Below are 22,484 nucleotides of genomic sequence, written 5' to 3'. Positions count from 1 at the left end.
GGAGTTATTATGGCAAAACAACAAAGTAGAAAAGAAAAAAATTTTCTGGTTCAGGGTTCTATCCTGGCAATTGCCGGGGTAATCACTAAGCTGATTGGAGCAGTTTATAGAATTCCTCTTACCAATATCGTTGGAAGCGAAGGAATGGGGTATTATAACGTTGCATTTTCTATCTATACGGTAGCTTTAATGCTCACCTCATACAGTCTTCCTCTTGCTGTCTCAAAACTGGTATCGGCCAGAATCGCTGTAGGGGAATATCGGAATGCATATAAAGTATTCAAATGTGCCATGGCTTTTGCATTGATTGCAGGAGGGCTGGTTTCTTTAATTATATTTGTGAGTGCAGACTTTATCGCAACAAATATCATGTCCATGGAAATGAGTGTATATGCGTTGCGTGTTCTTGCTCCATGTATACTGATTGTTGCTTTGTTGGGAGTTTTAAGAGGGTTTTTCCAGGGAAATGGCTCCATGGTTCCAACCGCAGTTTCCCAAGTGTTGGAACAGATCGTCAATGCAGTCATGTCTGTTGTTGGCGCATATCTGTTGCTTAGCGCAGGAAAAAATATTGCGGAAACAAGAGGAAATCAATCGTTTGGTCCAGCTTATGCTGCTGCAGGCGGTACCATAGGTACGATTTCTGGTGCATTTTTTGCACTCTTAGTCAGTGCAGTCATTTATTTTGCTTATCAGAAAATATTTAAGCGTAAAATAAGACGTGACCGCTCGCGCCATAGGGAAAATTATAAAAAATTATCCAGAGTTCTTCTCCTCACGATCGCACCAGTCATCCTGAGCGCAACCGTTTATAATATCAGCGACTTTTTAGACACCGCAATCTTTAATAATATTATGGCTGCTCAGGGATATAAGAATGAAGAATATGCCAGTTTAATGGGAATGTTCAGCAGTCAGTACAGTACTTTGGTGAACGTTCCATTATCTGTTGCAAGTTCTCTTGCAGCTTCATTGATTCCAAGCCTTGTTACAACTGTACAGACGGGAAATCGCAAACAGGTACATAATAAGATTCATACGGTTACCAGATTCAATATGATGATTGCAATTCCATGTGCTGCTGGATTTCTAATTCTTGCAAAACCAATTATGGATCTGTTGTTTTACACGGAAGATAATGCAACAGCAGCTCTAATGTTACAGATGGGTTCTATTTCTGTTGTATTTTTCTGCTTGTCCACTGTAACGAATTCTGTGCTTCAGGGACTTGATGACATGATTACTCCTGTCAAAAATGCAGCAATTTCTCTATTAATTCATGTCATATCTCTAATACTGATGATGGTCATCTTCAAATGGAATATCTATGCAGTTGTATTAAGCAAGATTGTTTTTTCTGGTGCTATCTGTATCTTGAATGCTCATTCTCTGAGAGAACGGGTTGGTTATGTTCAAGAAAAGAAACGTACTTTTGTGATTCCAGTGATAGCGTCTGCTATTATGGCTGTGGTGACGATTATTATTCATTTGTTGTTTGAACTATTTGCTGGTGAGAGTATTGCCACAATTATTGCATTACTTGTAGCTGTCGTTACATATGGTGCATCACTTGTATTGCTCGGTGGAGTAACAGAAGAAGAGATGCTGGAAATACCAAAAGGAACAACTTTAATATCTCTATGCAGAAAATTACATTTGATAAGAGGAGAATACAGATAAAAATGAGACCAGTAAAAAAAGTAGCTTTGCTGCATGATCTGTGTGGAGTCGGAAAAGCTGCACTTATGAATATGATGCCGATATTAAGTGTAATGGGAATTGAAGCATGTCCGATTCCAACAATATTATTATCCACTCATACCGGTGGATACAAAACGCCGGCTATTTCACACATTCCAGGAGATTATATCCGTAATTGTGCTGATCATTATAAAAAAGAACAGATCTCTTTTGATGCTATATTTATCGGTTATCTAGGAAGTGTACAGATCATAGATTCTGTTATCTACTTTATTGAACAATTTCCAGATACCATGGTAATATTCGATCCAATCATGGGCGATCATGGACAGTATTATTCTAATTTTGATGCTTCTTATGGAAAGGCTATGAGAAAACTGCTGCCTTATGCAGATGTTATTCTCCCTAATTTAACGGAATGTTATCTTTTAACCGGGAAAGAATATCAGATTACTGGAAACCATCGAAATGTCTTGCCATTATGTAAGGAATTGCGTAAATACGGAAATTTTGATATGGTTATCACCAGTGTCCCAAAAGATGACTGTAAAAAAGGAATTGTACTTTATGAAGATAACGCATTCCTATATATTGGAAATGGTGAAGTTTTAAGTGAATATCATGGCACTGGGGATGCGTTTGACGGAATGTTTTTGTCAAAACTACTTCAGGGTTATTCATTGTTAGAAAGTGTACAGGCTTCTCATGCTTTTGTATGTGCGTGCATTCAGGAAAGCCAAAAATTCGATTATCCTGAACGAGAGGGTCTCTTGATCGAAAAAACTTTGCGTAAACTTGTATAAATCAGGAATTTTCAGCCAATACTGTACTAAAAAAGGAGTTGTCCTTATGAAAAATAAGTATGGTATTGGTTTTTTTGTGGTCATGATCATTGCTTTTGTTTTAATCGCAGGAGCTTATCAATCAAGTTATCAAAAATCAAAAGAACTTGCCGAATCAAAAGTTACCGAAGAAAAAACAGAGAAAGCAGCAACATCTCTGGAACCTTCTGTTGCAACGGAAGGACAGGCACTTAAAGATGACTGTTTTTATCTGATGGAAGTTAATGGATATGTAGTCGTATATTTAAGTGATAAGAAGACGCCTTATGAATATACAGATATTTTATATGATGAACTTCCAGGCACTCTGCGTGAAGAAATAAAAAATGGAAAATATATCGAAGACACCGAAGCTTTATATGGATTCCTGGAAAATTATTCCAGCTAATATACTCTTTACGATAAATCTAACATTTTGGAAAAAGAAAAGCAGTGGACTTCTAGGAAAAGATAGTGTAAGATAAGTATCGTAATTTCTTAGAAACAAGATAAGGAAGGACAAAAGATATGGACGAAAAAAAAATCGCAAGAATTAATGAATTATATCACAAATCGAAAGCTGAAGGATTGACAACCGCCGAACAGAAAGAACAACAAATATTACGAAGAGAGTATATTGACTCATTTAAGCGCAACCTTCGCAGCCAGCTTAATAACATTTCCATCAAGGAAGCGGATGGAACAATTACAGATTTGGGTGAGAAATTTGGAAACCAAAAAGGAAATTAGAAAAAAGATCAGCCGACTGAGACAGGAATTAGATCCTCTTATATGGCAACAAAAAACAGAATCCATCGCATCAGCGGTGATTTCCCATCCGTGGTTTAGAGAGACAACCGATATTTATAGCTATGTTGATTGCCATGGAGAAACCGGTACAACTAAGATAATAGAAGAAGCCTGGCGATTGGGGAAAAATGTTTGGGTTCCGAAAGTTATTGGCGCTGAAATGATTTTCTGTCATATCAGCAGTATACAAGAGCTGCGGCCAGGGGCATATGGCATATTGGAACCAGAAACAGACTGGATATCTGAAGGGACCGAGGGATTGATGATCATACCGGGAGTCGCTTTTGACAGCAGCTTCCATCGAATTGGTTATGGCGGTGGTTATTATGACCGATATCTTGCCGCACATCCAAGACTTCGTACAATGGCCATTGCCTTTGATTTTCAGATTTTTCAACAGATTCCTCATGAGACACATGATATCCAGCCGGAAGTACTGATTACAGAGACAAAAATATGCCAGAGAGAATACTATGAGGAGTAAGTGATATGCAGACAGGATTACCAAAAGATCCTATGCTTTTGCTGAGTGTGGTAAATACGAAAATCAGAGATTATTACCATACTCTGGATGCATTATGCGAGGACATGAATGTAGAAAAAGATGAGATTATATGCAAACTGAAAGGAATTGATTATGAATATGACGAATCAAAACATCAATTTGTCTAATGAGATACCGGATAAGGAACCTGAGCGTCAATATTATTACATAGAAAAAGCCAAAGAATATATTCAAAAAAAATCCCAGGAGATTGGACGACCGCTTACCTTTTGTGTAACCACATTTGGTTGTCAGATGAATGCCAGGGATTCCGAAAAATTACGCGGAATTCTATTGGAAATCGGCTATATAGAAGCATCTGAAGATATCGCCGATTTTGTTATCTACAATACCTGTACCGTTCGTGAAAATGCAAATACACGAGTTTATGGACGTTTGGGACAGTTGAAGCCAAGGAAGAAAAAGAATCCTAATATGATGATCGGTCTGTGTGGATGTATGATGCAGGAACCGGAAGTTGTGGAAAAGCTCAAGAAAAGTTATGGTTTTATTGATATTATTTTTGGGACTCATAACATTTTTAAATTCGCAGAACTAATCGTAACACGTCTGGAATCCCAGCGTATGATCATTGACATCTGGAAAGATACAGATCAAATCGTAGAAGATCTTCCAAATGAACGAAAATATTTCTTTAAGTCCGGAATTAACATTATGTTTGGCTGCAATAATTTCTGCAGTTATTGTATCGTCCCATATGTCAGAGGAAGAGAACGCAGCCGTGAACCCCAGGCAATCATTCGTGAAATTGAGCGATTGGTTGCAGACGGTGTAGTGGAGGTTATGCTGTTAGGTCAGAATGTAAATTCCTATGGTAAGAATCTGGAACAGCCGATTACATTTGCGCAGCTTCTCCAGGAAATTGAAAAGATTGACGGTCTTGAAAGAATTCGTTTTATGACTTCACATCCGAAGGATCTGTCTGATGAATTGATTGAAGTCATGGGAAATTCGAAAAAAATCTGTAAACATTTGCACTTGCCGGTTCAATCAGGCAGTACCAGAATACTTCAAAAAATGAATCGCAGATATACAAAAGAACAGTACCTGGAATTAGTAGATAAGATTCGGAAAGCTGTACCAGATATATCTCTGACAACAGATATTATTGTCGGTTTTCCGGGTGAAACAGAAGAAGATTTTCAAGAGACGCTTGATATTGTACGCAAAGTCCGCTACGATAGCGCGTTTACTTTCATCTATTCAAAAAGAACAGGAACTCCGGCTGCAGTCATGGAAGACCAGATACCGGAAGACGTAATCAAAGATCGTTTCGATCGTCTGCTGAATGAAGTGCAGACCATTGCATCGGAAGTATGTGCTGTTCATGAAGGAACTACTCAGCAAGTTTTGGTGGAATCTGTCAGTGAACATGACAGTTCAATGGTAACCGGACGTCTAAGTAACAATCTCCTGGTACATTTTGCAGGAAGTGAAGAATTAATAGGACAGCTGATAGACGTACATTTGACAGAATGCAAGGGCTTTTACTATCTCGGAGAGAAAATCTAGTCAAGAAATATATACCACCTATATTATGAATCAAAAACGCTCACACTATGTATGAACAACAAAGTGAGGGCGTTTTTTATGAGAAAATTAAGTGAGTATTTATTCTTATGGACTCTGGGAGGAAGTATATATTATCTGTTTGAAGTCGCATTTCGAGGTTTTTCCCACTGGACCATGTTTATACTAGGTGGAATCTGTCTTGTGTTTTTTACTATACAAGGCCAAATGGTTCATTGGAAAGATCCTTTATGGCGCCAGCTTCTTCGTTGTGTGATCTTTGTCACTGCAATGGAGTTCATTACCGGGATCATCGTTAATAAATGGATGAACTGGAAAGTCTGGGATTATTCCGATCAGCCTTTTCAGTTGTTTGGACAGATTTGTCTGCCTTTTGTAATCATATTTTCAGGACTATGTGTCTGTGGAATTTTTCTGGGAGGTTATCTCTCTTATTGGTTATATGGTGAAGAAAAGCCTTATTACCATGTATTATAAATGAGAAATTCTATCTTTCTTATTTTGAGAAGAAATGATATAATAAAATGTAAAAATGTTAGCAAAAGAGGAGAATTAACGTGGCGGAATTAACACCAATGATGCAGCAATATATGGAGACAAAAAAGGAATATCCTGACTGCATCTTGTTTTATAGATTGGGAGATTTTTATGAGATGTTCTTTGATGATGCAATTACTGCATCCAGGGAACTTGAAATTACATTAACCGGAAAAAACTGTGGCCTTGAGGAACGTGCACCAATGTGTGGCGTTCCTTATCATGCTGTAGATGGTTACTTGAACCGCCTTGTATCTAAAGGTTATAAAGTTGCTATCTGTGAACAGATGGAAGATCCAGCCACAGCAAAAGGACTGGTCAAAAGAGACGTTGTTCGTATTGTGACGCCAGGAACTAATCTGGACACACAGTCATTAGATGAAACGAAAAATAATTATATTATGTGCGTTGTCTATATAGCCGATCGTTATGGATTATCAGTAGCGGATGTTACAACCGGAGAATATCTGGTGACAGAATTAGGTGACAGCGAAAAATTATTTGATGAAATCTATAAATTTATGCCCTCAGAGCTGATATGCAATGAGGCTTTTTATATGAGTGGCATGGATCTGGAACTATTAAAAGAAAAGTTAGGCATCACAATCTATTCTTTGGATGCATGGTATTTTGATGATGCCATCTGTCAGCGGACTTTAAAAGAGCATTTTCATGTGAATGTAGTGGAAGGTCTGGGACTTGCGGATTATGACTGTGGAGTCATTGCAGCTGGAGCACTGCTTCAATATCTGCTGGAAACACAAAAAAGAGATTTATCTCATATTACCAAATTATCTGTATATGCTTCTGGAAAATATATGCTTCTGGACAGTTCAACAAGACGAAACTTAGAACTATGCGAGACATTACGAGAAAAGCAGAAAAGAGGATCTTTACTCTGGGTACTGGATAAGACTAAAACGGCTATGGGAGCGCGAACTCTGCGTAAATATATTGAACAGCCATTGATTGATCGCAAAGAAATCGAACGTCGACTGGATGCTGTAGATGAGTTGAAGAATAACGCAATCTCACGGGAAGAAATACGAGAATATCTTTCTCCAATCTATGATCTGGAACGATTGGTCTGCAAGATTACTTATCAGTCTGCGAACCCAAGAGATCTGATTGCATTTGAAAGCTCATTGTCCATGCTTCCGCATATAAAATACATTCTTCAGGAAATGAAAGCACCACTCTTACACGAGATCTATGAAAATCTTGATACATTGGAGGAATTGTGCGATCTGATTCAAACAGCAATTCAGGATGATCCGCCACTTGCTATGAAAGAAGGCGGAATCATAAAAGATGGTTACAATGAAGAAGTAGACCGACTCCGATCAGCAAAATCAGATGGTAAAGAATGGCTTGCAAAATTGGAAGCAGATGAGCGAGAAAAGACAGGCATTAAAAACCTTCGTATTCGTTATAATAAAGTATTTGGTTATTATCTGGAAGTTACCAATTCTTTCAAGAATCTGGTGCCTGATTATTATACTCGTAAGCAGACACTTGCAAACGCTGAACGATATATCATACCAGAATTAAAAGAACTTGAAGATACTATTTTAGGTGCAGAAGACAGACTGTATGCATTAGAATATCAGCTTTATTGCGAAGTACGCGATCAGATTGCAAAAGAAATTCTTAGAATTCAAAGTACTGCTCATGCCATCGCACAACTTGATACATTTGCCTCAATGGCGTTGGTCGCCGAGAGAAATCAATATGTAAGGCCTAAGATCAATGAAAAAGGTGTGATCAATATCAAAGATGGACGTCATCCAGTTGTAGAGAAGATGATTCCAAATGACATGTTTATCGCCAATGATACTTACCTGAATGATAAGAAAAACCGTATTTCAATTATTACTGGTCCTAATATGGCAGGAAAATCTACATATATGCGTCAAACAGCGTTGATTGTATTAATGGCACAGATTGGATCTTTTGTTCCGGCTGCCAGTGCAGACATCGGACTGGTAGATCGTATTTTCACCCGAGTCGGAGCCTCTGATGACCTGGCTAGTGGACAAAGTACTTTTATGGTAGAAATGACAGAAGTTGCTAATATTTTAAGAAATGCGACGAATAAAAGCCTTTTGATTCTTGATGAGATTGGGCGAGGGACCAGTACTTTTGACGGATTAAGTATTGCCTGGGCAGTAATCGAACATATCAGCAACAGTAAGTTATTAGGAGCAAAGACACTTTTTGCGACCCATTATCACGAACTTACAGAACTAGAAGGCAAAATTGATAATGTAAATAATTACTGTATCGCTGTCAAAGAAAAAGGAGATGATATCATCTTTCTTCGTAAAATTGTAAAAGGCGGCGCAGATAAGAGCTATGGAATTCAGGTGGCAAGACTTGCCGGAGTTCCGGATTCTGTGATTCAGCGTGCGAAAGAAATCGTAGAGGAACTGATTCATGCAGATATTACAGAGCGTATCAAAGATATAGCATCTCATGGACATGAACAACCTAAAGCGAAGCCAAAACATTATGATGAAGTAGACCTGGCACAGATGTCTCTGTTCGATACTGTAAAAGATGATGATGTAATTGATGAAATCAAAAGTCTTGATATCAGTAATCTGACACCGATTGAAGCTTTAAATACCTTATACCAATTACAGAACAAACTAAAAAACAGGTGGTAAAACATGAGCAAGATACACGTATTAGATTCGGTAACCATTGATAAAATCGCAGCAGGAGAAGTTATTGAACGTCCCGCGTCTGTTGTGAAAGAATTGGTTGAAAATGCCATTGATGCAGGTGCTACAGCAATTGTTGTGGAAATCCAGGATGGGGGGATCGATTTGATCCGCATTGCTGATAATGGATGCGGAATCGGAAAAGAAGATGTTCCAAATGCATTTTTGAGACATTCCACCAGCAAGATTCGCTCTGTTGATGATCTGGTACACATCGGTTCTCTCGGATTCCGCGGAGAGGCGTTGTCCAGTATTGCAGCAGTTTCTCAGGTAGAATTGATTACAAAGACAAAAGAACAGACCTTTGGAACACTTTACCGCATCTCCGGCGGAAAGGAAGAGGAGCTGGATGATACAGGAGCAAAAGATGGAACTACATTTTTGATTCGACAACTCTTTTATAATACACCAGCAAGAAGAAAATTTTTAAAAACTCCTATGACAGAAGCAAGCCATGTTGGTGACTTAATGACAAAAATGGCATTGTCTCACCCTGAGATATCATTTCAGTTCATCAATAATCAGCAATCCAAGCTGCATAGTTCAGGTAATGGCAATTTGAAAGATGTCATTTATCATGTCTACGGCCGGGAGATTGCATCGAATCTTCTGAAAGCAGACTATGAGTCTAATGGAATAAAGATTACAGGATTTCTGGGAAAACCGATAATTTCAAGAGGTAACCGTAATTTTGAAAATTATTTTATTAATGGAAGATATGTAAAAAGTACTATTATTTCAAAAGCTATTGAAGATGCATATAAAGACTTCACCATGCAGCATAAATATCCTTTTACCGTTCTTCATATTGAAATTGATGGAGAACATGTGGATGTCAATGTGCATCCGACTAAGATGGAATTACGTTTTAATAATCAACAGGAGGTTTATAATGCAGTATATACTGCAGTTGATCAGGGACTGCATGCTCAAGAGCTGATTCCTCACGTGGAAGTGTCCATACCAAAAGCGGATCCACCAGTTACACCGCCTATGCCAAAGGAAGTAAAGAACAATGTACCCATGCGTACTGTCCCGGCAAAGTCAACCGAGAAAAAAAACAGTTCATCTGCCCCGCAGCAAGAACGAAATCTTGATTATTATATGTCAAAGATGCGGGAGCGTGTGCAATCGTATCATAATCAGAATTCTTCTGCGGAAGTTGTTGATCAGAAGAACATCTTCAAGCCAGAGATACAGGCAGACAGGATTCGTGAAACAGTAAGTTACGCGAAAAAGGAAGAAGAAGCAAAACAATTAGACTTCTTTGAAGAAAAGTTATTAACCAAAGAGGCGAAAAATGAATATAAACTAATTGGACAAGTATTTGAGACATACTGGCTGGTCGAATTCCATGACAATCTCTATATTATAGATCAGCATGCGGCCCACGAAAGAGTTCTGTATGAAAGAACTCTAAAAAGTATGAAGACAAGAGAATTCACATCTCAGATGATCAGTCCCCCGATTGTATTAGATCTAAGCATGCAGGAAGCTGAATTATTGAACCGGTATATGGATCAGTTCACACGGATTGGATTTGAATTTGAGGAATTTGGGCAAGAATCTTATGCTGTCAGAGCAGTTCCGGATAACCTATTTGGAATTGCCAAAAAAGATTTGTTATTACAGATGTTGGATAGTCTTTCTGATGAAATTCACCGTAATCTTTCGCCGGATATGATTGATGAAAAAGTTGCGTCCATGTCATGTAAGGCTGCTGTAAAAGGAAATATGAAATTATCTGCAGCTGAAGTAGATTCGCTGATTGGCGAACTTTTGACATTGGAGAATCCATACCATTGCCCACATGGACGGCCAACGATTATTGCAATGAGTAAACGAGAGTTAGAGAAAAAATTCAAAAGGATTGTTTAAATATGAAAAAACCATTAGTAGTTCTAACCGGGCCTACGGCTGTCGGAAAGACCAAAGCATCTATAGGACTTGCAAAAGCAATCGGCGGAGAGATCATATCTGCAGATTCCATGCAGATATATAAGCACATGGACATTGGTTCCGCGAAAATTCGGCAGGATGAAATGCAGGGTATTCCTCATTATCTTGTAGATGAACTGGAACCTTGGGAAGAATTTCATGTAGTACGATTTCAACAGATGGCCAAAAAAGCAATGGAAAAAATCTATTCTCACCACCATATTCCAATCATTGTAGGCGGTACTGGTTTTTATATTCAGGCGTTGCTTTATGATATTGATTTTTCGGAAAATGATGGAGATTTATCCTATCGTCATGAATTGGAAGAATATGCAAGAACATACGGCAATGAAAAACTTCATGAGCGTTTGCTTGATGTTGATCCTAATGCTGCTAAAGAAATTCATGCGAATAATGTAAAACGTGTCATTCGTGCTCTGGAATTTTATTATCAGACAGGAGAGCGCATTTCTGAACATAATGAAAAGGAACGCCAAAAAGAATCACCATATTGTTTTAAGTATTTTGTGCTGAATGATGACCGACAGAATCTATATCACCGCATTGATCAAAGAGTTGATCAAATGCTTCAGGACGGATTGGTAGAAGAAGTAGCACATTTGAAGGAGATGGGATGTACCAGAGAGATGGTATCCATGCAAGGGCTAGGTTACAAAGAAATTCTTGATTATCTGGAAGGTGCCTGCAGTATAGAAGAAGCTATTTATAAAATAAAACGTGACACAAGACATTTCGCAAAACGTCAGCTTACCTGGTTCAAACGCGAAAGACAGGTAAGCTGGATTAATAAGAAAGATTATAACTACGATGAGGAAAAAATATTGCATGAGATGATAAAATCTTTGGAAGGAGTCATATGTTAAGAAGATTATTTGGCAGATCTGCTTTTTTAAAAAAGATGAATATATTAATGGAAGTCTATGCACAGTCACAAAATACATCTTCTACTTATAAACAGTTAATGGAATTAAAGCCATTAATCCGTACGGAAGGAGAAGAAGCCTGGTTCCAGCTAAATCGCGCTTCTTTGTTATATGATATGAAACGTTATCGAGAGGCAGCGGATGTGATTGTTGAAATCCAGCCAATAAATCCAGAGTTTAACGCACAGTGCGCAATTGTAAAAACAAAAATTCTGGAAGCATTATAGAGTATTGTAAAAATGGAAAGGGAATATTATGTTAGATGAAAAAGAACATTTATATAAAGAAATTGGCATTCAGCCTAAAGTACTGGAATTTGGTCAGGCCATAGAGGCTGATTTGAAAGAACGCTTTGAAAACATTGATCAGATTGCGGAGTATAATCAACTGAAGGTCATCCGCGCAATGCAGGAAAACAGGGTAGATGCCACATGCTTTAATTATGCCAGTGGATATGGGTATGATGACTATGGTCGTGATACACTGGAAAAAGTATATGCTTCTGTGTTTCATACAGAAAGTGCGTTGGTACGTCCACAGATTACTTGTGGCACACATGCTTTGGCTCTGGCACTTAGTGCAAATCTAAGACCGGGAGATGAACTTCTCTCCATTGCCGGGAAACCATATGATACTTTAGAAGAAGTAATTGGAATTCGTCCGTCGAATGGTTCACTTGCTGAATATGGTATCACTTATGCCCAAGTAGATCTATTGGAAGATGGTAGCTTTGATTATGATAATATTCGCAAAGCTATCAATGAACACACCAAGATTGCTACGATCCAGCGTTCCAAAGGTTATCAGACACGTCCAAGTTTCTCTGTAAAACAAATTGGGGAAGCAATTGCTTTTGTTAAAAAGATTAATCCCGATATCATCTGCATGGTAGACAATTGTTACGGTGAGTTTGTGGAAATTATTGAACCAAGTGATGTGGGTGCAGATATGGTCGTTGGTTCTTTGATTAAGAATCCGGGAGGTGGACTTGCTCCAATTGGCGGTTATATTGCTGGTCGAAAAGACTTGATTGATTCTTGCGGTTATCGGTTGACATCACCTGGATTAGGAAAAGAAGTTGGTGCATCCCTCGGTATTATGCGCTCTTTTTATCAAGGATTATTCCTTGCACCTACCGTTGTAGCAGGTGCACTGAAGGGTGCAATTTTTGCTGCAAATATTTATGAGAAATTGGGATACCATGTGGTCCCGAACGGCACGGAAAGTCGTCATGATATTATTCAGGCTGTAGAATTCGGTATTCCAGAAGGAGTCATTGCATTCTGTAAAGGAATTCAGGCGGCTGCACCAGTTGATTCTTATGTTACCCCAGAGCCATGGGCAATGCCGGGGTATGACAGTGATGTGATTATGGCGGCAGGAGCTTTCGTGCAAGGTTCCTCCATTGAATTGAGCGCTGATGGTCCGATCAAGCCACCTTATGCTGTATATTTTCAGGGAGGATTGACCTGGCCGCATGCAAAACTTGGAATACTGATGTCTCTGGAATATCTGGTCCGAGAAGGAATTGTAACGTTATAAAGTAAGGAGAGCTTATGAAACGAATTGGAATTATCGGTGGTGGTGCCTCGGGAATTATTGCAGCGATCTCAGCCGCCAGATCAGACAGTCATACACAAGTTTTCATTCTTGAACATAAAGATACAATTGGGAAAAAGATATTGGCAACGGGTAATGGACGATGCAATCTGACAAACCAGATAATGGAGGCTACCTGTTACCATAGTGAAAATATTTCCTTTGTAGAAGAAGTTCTGAACCGTTTTGGATATCAGGCAACACTGGATTTTTTTCATTCTCTTGGGCTGATTACCAAATCTCGTGGGAATTATATATATCCCCGTTCTGACCAGGCATCATCCGTATTAGACCTATTGATACTGGAACTGAAACGACTAGGGGTACAGATATATACCGGTGTTCATGTAACAAAACTGGAAAAAAGTAAAAGGGGATTTCGCGTATATACAAAAGAACAGACGTTCCGGGCTGATAAAGTAATTCTTGCCTGCGGTGGAAAGGCATCCAGTGCATTGGGTTCTGATGGGAGTGGATATTCACTGGCCAGATCTATGGGACATTCAATCATACCGGTGGTTCCCGCATTGGTTCAGTTGAAAGTACAGAAGCATCCATTTGCCAAGGCCTCTGGTGTACGCACAGATGCAAGAGTGACCGCCTATGTCAGTGGAAATGAACTGGGTTCTGACACAGGTGAATTACAGATTACGGCATATGGAATTTCTGGAATTCCCGTATTCCAGATCAGTCGTTACATTGCAAATGGATTGTATAACAAACAAAATACAGAAGTGCATATCGATTTTTTGCCAGATATAACACACAGTGAATTCAGGGATTTTCTCTTTGAACGAAAAAACGGGCATGAAGATATGTATATTGGTGATTATCTGACAGGAATATTCAACAAGAAATTAATTCCAAGATTATTAGAACAGGCGCATATTCGTATCCAGACAAAAGTTGGTGATCTCACGCAAAAACAATTACAAACTTTTGTGGATACGTGCAAGAAAACTGTCTTAACCATTTCGGATACGAATGGATTTGAAAATGCCCAGATTTGCGCTGGTGGTGTGTGTACCGAAGAAATATATTCTGCAACAATGGAATCTAAATATGTAGAAGGTCTTTATCTGACAGGAGAATTGCTTGATGTAGACGGTATCTGTGGAGGATATAATCTTCAATGGGCATGGGCAACAGGATATCTGGCCGGTGGCTCTGCCGCATCTTGATCATTACTTCGAAAGGAGAGACATGTATGATAAGAATCAATCAATTGAAATTAGATATTCACCACTCAGAGGCGGATCTAAAAGCGAAGATTCTCAAAACCCTTCGCATAAAGGAGGATGCGCTTCTTTCTTATTCTATTCAGAAGCAGTCTATAGATGCCCGTAAAAAACCGGATCTTTTTTATGTCTATGCGATAGATGTTATAGTAAAAAATGAATCAGCTCTGAAAAAGCACATAAAAAATAAGAACATCTTATTTCGAGAGAAGCCAATCCCTTATACAGTGCATGTAACTGGGACTGAAAAACTATCCTGTCGTCCTGTTATCATTGGCACCGGTCCTGCCGGACTTTTCTGCGGATATCAACTGGCATTACTCGGATATCGTCCAATTCTTCTGGAACGCGGAGCATCTGTAGATGAGCGAATCGCAGATGTAGATAGATTCTGGGAAAAAGGAATATTGAATTTAAATTCTAATGTTCAATTCGGGGAAGGTGGCGCAGGAACTTTTTCAGATGGAAAACTGAATACTCTAGTGCATGATTCACAAGGCCGCAATACTCGCGTCCTTGAAATCTTCGTAGAACAGGGTGCGCCAAAAGAAATTTTATATCAGAATAAACCGCATATCGGAACGGATATTCTGGCCAGGGTTGTAAAGAATATAAGAGCATTTATCCTTTCTCATGGAGGAGAAGTCCATTTTCACACACAAGTAGTGGATATTCAGACTGAAACTTATAATGGGCAAAAAAAACTGACTGCATTAAAGGTTAAGAATTTGTTAGACGGAACATTCAGCATCCTAAATACAAATCTTGCTGTACTTGCGATAGGACATAGTGCAAGGGATACATTTTCTATGCTTTATAAAAATGGTATTCCAATGGATGCAAAGTCTTTTGCTGTCGGTATTCGAATGGAGCATCCTCAAGAAATGATTAATCAGAATCAATATGGAGAGAGGTATTCCAAAGACCTTCCTGCCGCTGCATATAAATTAACTGCCAATCTCCCCAACGGAAGAGGCGTGTATACTTTCTGCATGTGTCCCGGCGGATACGTTGTCAATGCATCTTCGGAATCCGGTCGCCTGGCGGTAAATGGAATGAGTTATCATGCAAGAGATGGACGTAATGCCAACAGTGCCGTCATTGTAACAGTAACACCGGAGGACTACGGAGCTGAAAATGCTCTTTCAGGTGTGGAATTTCAACGAAGACTAGAAGAGAAAGCTTATCAAGCTGGTTCTGGAAAAATTCCAGTACAATTGTTTGCTGATTTCTGTCAAAATCTCCCATCAAAAGAACCGGGAAATATTACTCCGCAGATGAAAGGGGATTACACTTGGACTAACGTAAGAGCCATTTTTCCGGAAGAACTTGCTGCTTCGCTGGAAGACGGTATTAAGACCTTTGAAACCAAGCTTTCCGGGTATTCTCGCCCGGATGCTGTCATTTCGGGCGTGGAGAGCCGTACATCATCTCCGGTGCGTATTCACCGTGATGATACTATGCAAAGTGATTTGTGTGGGCTATATCCTTGTGGAGAAGGTGCTGGCTATGCCGGAGGTATTACATCTGCTGCTATGGATGGCCTAAAAGTTGCAGAATCCATCGCCCAAAAATACCAAATTTTCGACAATTAGTCGAAATGCTTAAGAAATTTTTAATGGGATAAGTCTATACACTGATTCTGAAATATGATAAAATGTAGTGAGTTTTTTAGATAGAGAAAAACGAGGAGGAGTACATATGAAGGGAACAGGAAGCAAGAATGCCTGGTCTTTATTTCTGTTATTATTAACAGGAATTGTGTTGGGAGGTTTTATTGGAATGCTGGCTGAAGGCACTCCAGCTCTTGGTTGGCTGACCTATGGGCAGTCCTTTGGACTTGAAGAACCGATTGTCCTGAATCTTGGGATACTGGTTCTGACATTTGGCCTTTCCATCAAGATTACCATCGCAAGTATTATTGGCATGATTCTTGCTATTATCATTTATCGTTTCTTATAACTTCTATTATGAGTGTCGTACGAATCTAAAGATAAGATGAATCAGTCAAATACCATGAAAGAAATACCTGAAATGGAACGTCCCTATGAAAAATGCGAACGAAAAGGAGCTGGCAGTTTAAGTGATGAAGAATTGCTTGCTGTATTATTACGTACCGGCACTCATGGTGAAAACGCACTTTCTCTTGCAAGGAGAATTCTTTATCACGCAGGAGAAACAGGAATATTAGGAATCCATCAGTTTAATCTGGAGCGTTTGCAAAAAATTAAAGGGATTGGCAAGGTAAAAGCAATTCAGATATCATGTATCTCAGAACTTGCCAAAAGGCTTGCAAAAGCTTCCTATCAGGATACATTAAGTTTTTCGTGCCCGGAAACAGTTGCAAAATATTATATGGAAGATATGCGGCATGAAAAACAAGAACAGATGAAATTATTAATGTTGAATTCAAGAGCAAAATTGATTGGTGAGACTAATATATCAAAAGGAACTGTAAACGCTTCCTTAATCACACCAAGAGAGCTTTTTATAGAAGCATTACAAAAGAATGCTGTATCCATAATTATTATGCATAATCACCCAAGTGGTGATCCAACTCCCAGCCGTGAAGATATGCTGACAACCAAGAGAATCCTCGATGCAGGGGCTTTGATCGGAATAGAATTGTTAGACCATATCATCATCGGCAATAATTGTTATATAAGTTTCCGGGAGGAGGGAATGCTTTAGAAAGGATCGTATCAAATGGCAAGAAATGTATACGGATTAGACCTTGGTTCTTATGAAATCAAGGTCTATGATAAGAAGAAGGATACTATATGGAAAGAGAAAGATGTCATTGCAATCAAAGATTCACGGGATATTTTTGCCGTGGGAGATGATGCTTTCGAGATGTATGAAAAGGCACCTTCTAATATTGAAGTTGTATTTCCGATGAAAGAGGGAGTCATATCACGATTTAATTATATGCAGTTCCTGCTTCAGAATCTTTTGAAAAAAGGAAGGCAATTTGCAAGAGGTTCCGAATATGTTATTGCAGTGCCAACGGATGTTACGGAAGTTGAGAAAAAGGCTTTCTTTGATCTGGTGATTCATTCTACGGCAAAAGCAAAAGAAGTCAATATTGTTGAACGTGCTATCGCAGATGCTGTGGGACTGAACCTGGATGTTAAGAACACAAAGGGATTGTTTATCGTTAATTTTGGTGGGGAAACTACGGAATTATCTGTAATTGCAGGCGGTGGTATGGTTATGAATCGTCTTCTGAAGATTGGAGGTTCGACTTTCGATCAGTCTGTTGTGACATTAATACGTCACAGCCACGATTTCCTGATTGGAAGACATACTGCTGAAGAATTGCGCAAGAATTTCGGGATTTTTACCAGTGATTCTGATTCTGTTCTTCCGGCGGCAGGACGTGATCTGATTACCGGTGTACCGATGAGAAAACCGATTTCCATCAATCTTGTGAGGTCTGCTATGAAAGATCCTCTTTTGGAATGTGTACATGCGATTAATTCGTTGCTTGACCGTACACCACCGGAAGTACGTAAAGCAATTCATGAGAATGGCATCTTCTTAACAGGAGGAGTGGCCCATACCCAGGGATTGGAGACTTATATCGAAGAGATGGTCGGAATTACAACAAGGACAGCATTGGAACCTGATATCTGTGCTGTGTCCGGTCTAAAAAAGATCATTATGTCAAAAGATTTAAAGAAACTTACTTACTCAATGTTGAATGAAAATTATAGGTGGATGAGATAAAATGAAAATAAAAAATCAATCTTCCCTTTCAAGTAAATACTGGCTCTTGATCCTTGCAGCCATCTGTATCATCCTGCTGGGCATTGAACGTTTTTCAGATGGTGGCGGTCCTTTACGTTTTATTGCTAATTATACAGTAATTCCTATGCAGAAAGGAATCAGTTATGTGGGGCGTTTTATGAGTGATGTATCCGGTAATTTTGAGACCTTAGAAGATGTGAAGAAAGAAAATAAAGAACTGCAGTCTAAGGTTGACGAGCTTACGATTGATAATACCAGACTTCGACAGGAGCAATATGAATTAGAGCGCCTTAGAGAATTATACAAGTTAGATCAGAATTATTCTGACTATGAAAAAATCGGTGCCCATGTAATCGCCAATAATGGGAGTAATTGGTTCAACGATTTTACTATTGATAAGGGGAGCAATGACGGTGTACAAGTCAATTCCAATGTTCTTGCGGGCAGTGGTCTGGCAGGGATTGTAACAGAAGTTGGTCCTGATTATGCCCGCGTACGTTCTATTATTGATGACTCAAGCAATATCAGTGCCATGATGCTTTCTACTTCTGATACGTGTGTTGTTCGAGGTGATCTGGAGCTAATGGCGGACGGAAGAATTCGTTTTGAAAAACTTGCCAATAACGAAAATGAAATCGAAGTTGGAGAGCAGGTAGTAACATCACATGTCAGCAATCGTTTTCTTCAAGGACTATTTATTGGATATGTCAGTGAAATTGAAGTGGATGCGAATAATCTGACACGCTCCGGTTATATTACACCGGCTGTTGATTTCAGTAATTTACAGGAAGTTCTGGTAATCACAACTACCAAGCAGGACTTGTTGGATTCTAAGGATAACAGCAGTAAAGGAGAATAGTCTATGAAGCGAAAGTTAATAACTTTTATTATTATTATCCTCTGTTTTTTACTGGAAGGTTCTGTATTCCATCATTTATCCTTTGCTTCCATTAAGCCGAATCTTTTGATTATCGTAACATCATCATTTGGATTTATGCGTGGGAAAAAGGAAGGGCTTTTTGTTGGATTCTTTTCCGGTCTTCTTGTCGATATCTTTTGGGGCAATGTATTGGGATTCCATATGTTGTTATATGCAGTTATTGGATATATTAATGGATTTTTCCAACGATTATTCTATGATGACGATATCAAACTTCCAATCGCGTTAATTGGAGCAAGTGAACTTGTCTATGGTTTGATCATTTATATTTGTATGTATATGCTTCAAGGTGATTTTGCATTTTTTCATCACTTGACAAGCATTATTTTGCCAGAACTGGTATACACAATTCTGGTTACTCTGGTACTATATCAAATTATATTACATGTCAATAAGAAACTTGAAGTAGAAGAACAAAGGAGTGCAAGCAAATTTGTATAATTTATGGGACCGGATCAAAACCGGAATATTGGAATTCTTACAATCCCGAATATTTGTTATCATTGTAGTATTTTGTGTAATGTCAGCAATTCTTGTTCAGCGTGTCTTTTACCTGCAGATTGTCAAAGGCCAGGAATATTATGATGACTATAAACTTCAGATTCAGAAGACGAAGGAAGTTCAAGGTACCCGTGGTAATATATACGATCGCAATGGTAACCTTCTTGCATATAACGAACTGGCATATTCTGTAACGATTGAAGATACCGGAGAATATGACAGTATCAAGCAAAAAAACAAAGAGATGAATAAAGTCATTACAACCGTCATTGAGATGGTCGAATCCAATGGAGATACTGTAATCAATAGTTTTGGCATTATTCTGGATAATGATAACGAGTATATGTTTGTCCATGAAAATGAGACACAGAAATTAAGATTTATCGCCGATGTGTTTGGCAAAAAAACAATTGACGAATTGTCTAAAAAACAACAAAATATGTCTGCGCAGGATATCATTGATTATTTGTGTACAGACGAAATATATGGTTATGGAATTGACCAGAAAAAAATGGAAAAAGAAGATGTGTTGAAGTTGATAAATGTCCGCTACGCAATTTCTTTGAATAATTTCCAAAAATATATAACAACTACAATCGCAGAAGATGTCAGTGAAGAAACGGTTGCAGATGTTATGGAAAATCTAGATAGTCTGCAGGGAGTCAATATCGAAGAAGAATCTTTAAGAAGATATACAGACAGTTACTGTTTTGCCAATATTATTGGATATACCGGACAGATCTCCCAGGAAGAATATGATGCATTAAGCAAAGAAGAGCAAGAAACATATTCAAAAACGGACACTGTAGGAAAGTCTGGACTGGAAAAGACGATGGATACCATGCTTCAAGGGAAAAAAGGAGAAGTAAAACTATACGTTAACAGTGTCGGAAAGGTTATTGAGACAGTAAAAGGAAAAGATCCTGAAGCTGGAAACGATGTCCATCTTACGATTGACGCGAATCTTCAAAAAGCTGCATATCATATCATTGAACAGGAATTAGCCGGAATTCTTCTGGCGAAGATACAAAACGCATTAGATTATGATCGAAATCAGGTCGAGGATGGAAGCGATGTTATCATTCCTATTGGTGATGTATACAATACCTTTATCAGCAATGATATTCTGGATATGACACATTTTGGTGAAGAGGATGCCGGCGCTGCCGAACAGGAAGTCTATGGTATCTTTACCAACAGAAAAGAAGAGGTTGTTCAGCAAATTTCTGACATTCTCCAGGATACAAATGCTGCTGCATATAAAGATCAGCCTAAAGAGATTCAGGCATATTTAACCTATCTTGTGACAGATGTTCTGACAAATGGGACTCAGATTATTATGCCAGATGCTATTAATACCAATGACAGTACTTATAAAGCATGGAAAGACGACGAAAGCATTAATATCAATACGTATTTAAATTATGCAATTTCTCAAAACTGGATCGATACTTCTCTGTTAAAAGAATATGTTTCAAAAGGTGAAGAATATTCCGATTCCAGTGAACTTTATCAGGGAATTGTTGCGTATCTCCTTGATTACATCAGTTCTGATAATAGTTTTGATAAACTGATATACAAATATATGATCAAATCAGGCGAAGTCTCTGGAAGACAGATATGTCTGATGTTGTATGAACAGGGAGTTCTGGAATATGATCAGGCACAATATGATGGTCTGAATTCAGGTAGTATTACTGCCTATGATTTCCTTCGCGGTAAGATTCAGACACTGGAGATTACACCTGGACAACTTGCCTTAGAGCCTTGTACCGGTTCCATGGTTGTGACGGATCCGAACAGTGGTGAAGTACTTGCCTGTGTATCTTATCCTGGTTATGACAATAATCGTCTGGCAAATACCATGGATTCCAATTATTATAATAAACTGGTAACTGATCAGGCCAGACCATTCTATAATAATGCAACACAAGAAAAAACTGCACCGGGTTCTACTTATAAACCGCTAGTCGCAATTGCCGGCTTGACAGAAGGGGTTATTGATGTGAATACAATTCTCCCTTGTACCGGTATTTATAAAAAAGTGGAACCAAATCCAAAATGCTGGATCTATCCGAATGCTCACGGCAGTTTAAATGTAGAAGGTGCTATTCAAAATTCATGTAATAATTTCTTCTATGAAGTAGGATATCGATTAAGTTTGCAAGATAGTGGCCTTGACCAAATTAGTTCTGACAACGTAGAAGGTAAAGCTACAAGCACATATTATTCTAGTGATCTGGGAACAGATACTTTGAAAAAATACGCGGAGGCGTTTGGCCTTGGAGAAACTTCGGGATTGGAAATTCCAGAATCTGAGCCACAGATATCCGATGAATCATCTGTCCCATCAGCGATTGGACAGGGTACTAACAATTATACAACGAGTCAGTTGGCAAGATATATTACAGCAGTTGCCAATAAGGGAACTGTCTATAATCTAAGCCTGATTGATAAAGTCACTTCTGTAGACGGAGAAATCATTAAAGACTATGAGCCGGAAGTAACAAACACCATAACGGATGTCGCATCTTCCACCTGGACGGCCGTTCATAACGGTATGCAAAGGGTAGTAACCGTCGCACATAGTGATATATTTTCCAAATTAAATTCCAGTGGCCTGTCTTTGTACGGGAAAACTGGTACTGCACAACAGAGTAACACACATCCTGACCACGGACTTTTCGTTGGATTCGTTCAAGATGAAAGTCAAGAGGTGGCATTTGCAATTCGTATTGCAAACGGATATAGTTCTACTTATGCTGCTGAAATTGGGAATAATGTGATGGAATACTATTATCAGATAACGCCGGAAAATGAAATCATTACCGGAGCAGCCGCAGAAATTAGTACAGGAACATCAGGAGGAGATTAAGGGAAAGGA

General features: G+C 38.8%; 21 protein-coding genes. All 21 read left to right on the top strand.

Annotated features, from left to right (window positions below; all coding sequences use genetic code 11):
- Positions 1–9: 9 nt before the first annotated feature.
- Positions 10–1,680: a putative polysaccharide biosynthesis protein gene (locus tag ABE613_RS13680; protein ID WP_347376671.1), complete on the top strand. Its 1,671-nt coding sequence runs from the start codon at positions 10–12 to the stop codon at positions 1,678–1,680.
- Positions 1,681–1,682: 2 nt separating this feature from the next.
- Complete coding sequence (locus ABE613_RS13675) at positions 1,683–2,504, top strand: pyridoxamine kinase (protein WP_347376670.1); 822 nt, start codon at positions 1,683–1,685, stop codon at positions 2,502–2,504.
- Between the two features lie 46 nt (positions 2,505–2,550).
- Positions 2,551–2,931, top strand: a complete 381-nt coding sequence (locus tag ABE613_RS13670) for a hypothetical protein (protein ID WP_347376669.1) — start codon at positions 2,551–2,553, stop codon at positions 2,929–2,931.
- 119 nt (positions 2,932–3,050) lie between these two features.
- Positions 3,051–3,272 carry a DUF896 domain-containing protein gene (locus ABE613_RS13665; protein WP_347376668.1) on the top strand — a complete coding sequence of 74 codons (222 nt, stop codon included), beginning with the start codon at positions 3,051–3,053 and terminating at the stop codon, positions 3,270–3,272.
- On the top strand, positions 3,241–3,816 hold the full coding sequence (locus ABE613_RS13660; RefSeq protein ID WP_347376675.1) for a 5-formyltetrahydrofolate cyclo-ligase: 576 nt from the start codon (positions 3,241–3,243) through the stop codon (positions 3,814–3,816). Before ABE613_RS13665 ends, ABE613_RS13660 begins: the two co-directional genes overlap by 32 nt.
- A 5-nt stretch (positions 3,817–3,821) precedes the next feature.
- Positions 3,822–4,004, top strand: a complete 183-nt coding sequence (locus tag ABE613_RS13655) for a DUF4250 domain-containing protein (RefSeq protein WP_235231432.1) — start codon at positions 3,822–3,824, stop codon at positions 4,002–4,004.
- Positions 3,970–5,409: a tRNA (N6-isopentenyl adenosine(37)-C2)-methylthiotransferase MiaB gene (gene miaB, locus ABE613_RS13650; protein WP_235231433.1), complete on the top strand. Its 1,440-nt coding sequence runs from the start codon at positions 3,970–3,972 to the stop codon at positions 5,407–5,409. The genes ABE613_RS13655 and miaB overlap by 35 nt, the downstream gene beginning before the upstream one ends.
- A 78-nt stretch (positions 5,410–5,487) precedes the next feature.
- Positions 5,488–5,904 (top strand): putative ABC transporter permease, encoded by a 417-nt coding sequence (locus tag ABE613_RS13645; protein ID WP_235231434.1) that lies wholly within the window; start codon positions 5,488–5,490, stop codon positions 5,902–5,904.
- 80 nt (positions 5,905–5,984) lie between these two features.
- Positions 5,985–8,633, top strand: a complete 2,649-nt coding sequence (mutS, locus tag ABE613_RS13640) for a DNA mismatch repair protein MutS (RefSeq protein ID WP_510182364.1) — start codon at positions 5,985–5,987, stop codon at positions 8,631–8,633.
- 3 nt (positions 8,634–8,636) lie between these two features.
- On the top strand, positions 8,637–10,568 hold the full coding sequence (gene mutL, locus ABE613_RS13635; RefSeq protein ID WP_347376667.1) for a DNA mismatch repair endonuclease MutL: 1,932 nt from the start codon (positions 8,637–8,639) through the stop codon (positions 10,566–10,568).
- A 2-nt stretch (positions 10,569–10,570) separates the two neighbouring features.
- Positions 10,571–11,512, top strand: coding sequence for a tRNA (adenosine(37)-N6)-dimethylallyltransferase MiaA (gene miaA / locus ABE613_RS13630; RefSeq protein ID WP_347376666.1), 942 nt, complete (start codon positions 10,571–10,573; stop codon positions 11,510–11,512).
- Complete coding sequence (locus ABE613_RS13625; protein ID WP_235231437.1) at positions 11,506–11,799, top strand: hypothetical protein; 294 nt, start codon at positions 11,506–11,508, stop codon at positions 11,797–11,799. The genes miaA and ABE613_RS13625 overlap by 7 nt, the downstream gene beginning before the upstream one ends.
- 28 nt (positions 11,800–11,827) lie before the next feature.
- A complete protein-coding gene (locus ABE613_RS13620; RefSeq protein WP_235231438.1) occupies positions 11,828–13,114 on the top strand; it encodes a methionine gamma-lyase family protein in 1,287 nt (428 codons plus the stop codon).
- Positions 13,115–13,128: 14 nt separating this feature from the next.
- Positions 13,129–14,352 carry a BaiN/RdsA family NAD(P)/FAD-dependent oxidoreductase gene (locus tag ABE613_RS13615; RefSeq protein ID WP_347376665.1) on the top strand — a complete coding sequence of 408 codons (1,224 nt, stop codon included), beginning with the start codon at positions 13,129–13,131 and terminating at the stop codon, positions 14,350–14,352.
- 26 nt (positions 14,353–14,378) lie between these two features.
- Entirely contained in the window at positions 14,379–16,004 is a 1,626-nt protein-coding gene (locus tag ABE613_RS13610; RefSeq protein ID WP_235231440.1) for an NAD(P)/FAD-dependent oxidoreductase, read from the top strand.
- 106 nt (positions 16,005–16,110) lie between these two features.
- On the top strand, positions 16,111–16,371 hold the full coding sequence (locus tag ABE613_RS13605) for a DUF4321 domain-containing protein (protein WP_347376664.1): 261 nt from the start codon (positions 16,111–16,113) through the stop codon (positions 16,369–16,371).
- 36 nt (positions 16,372–16,407) lie between these two features.
- Positions 16,408–17,100, top strand: coding sequence for a RadC family protein (gene radC / locus ABE613_RS13600; RefSeq protein WP_235231442.1), 693 nt, complete (start codon positions 16,408–16,410; stop codon positions 17,098–17,100).
- Positions 17,101–17,115: 15 nt separating this feature from the next.
- Positions 17,116–18,138: a rod shape-determining protein gene (locus ABE613_RS13595; RefSeq protein WP_235231443.1), complete on the top strand. Its 1,023-nt coding sequence runs from the start codon at positions 17,116–17,118 to the stop codon at positions 18,136–18,138.
- 1 nt (position 18,139) lies between these two features.
- Positions 18,140–19,018, top strand: coding sequence for a rod shape-determining protein MreC (mreC, locus tag ABE613_RS13590; RefSeq protein WP_235231444.1), 879 nt, complete (start codon positions 18,140–18,142; stop codon positions 19,016–19,018).
- A 3-nt stretch (positions 19,019–19,021) separates the two neighbouring features.
- The gene (gene mreD / locus ABE613_RS13585; protein ID WP_235231445.1) at positions 19,022–19,540 is read left to right on the top strand and encodes a rod shape-determining protein MreD; all 519 of its coding nucleotides are present in this window, start codon (positions 19,022–19,024) and stop codon (positions 19,538–19,540) included.
- Positions 19,533–22,475, top strand: coding sequence for a penicillin-binding transpeptidase domain-containing protein (locus tag ABE613_RS13580; protein ID WP_235231446.1), 2,943 nt, complete (start codon positions 19,533–19,535; stop codon positions 22,473–22,475). Before mreD ends, ABE613_RS13580 begins: the two co-directional genes overlap by 8 nt.
- The last annotated feature ends 9 nt before the right edge of the window (positions 22,476–22,484 follow it).

Origin of the sequence: Dorea chungnamensis (assembly GCF_039832125.1) — a bacterium.
GTDB lineage: Bacteria > Bacillota > Clostridia > Lachnospirales > Lachnospiraceae > JAFBIX01.
Note: the sequence above shows the minus strand (reverse complement) of the source record. Positions and strands in the feature narration are given on the sequence as shown.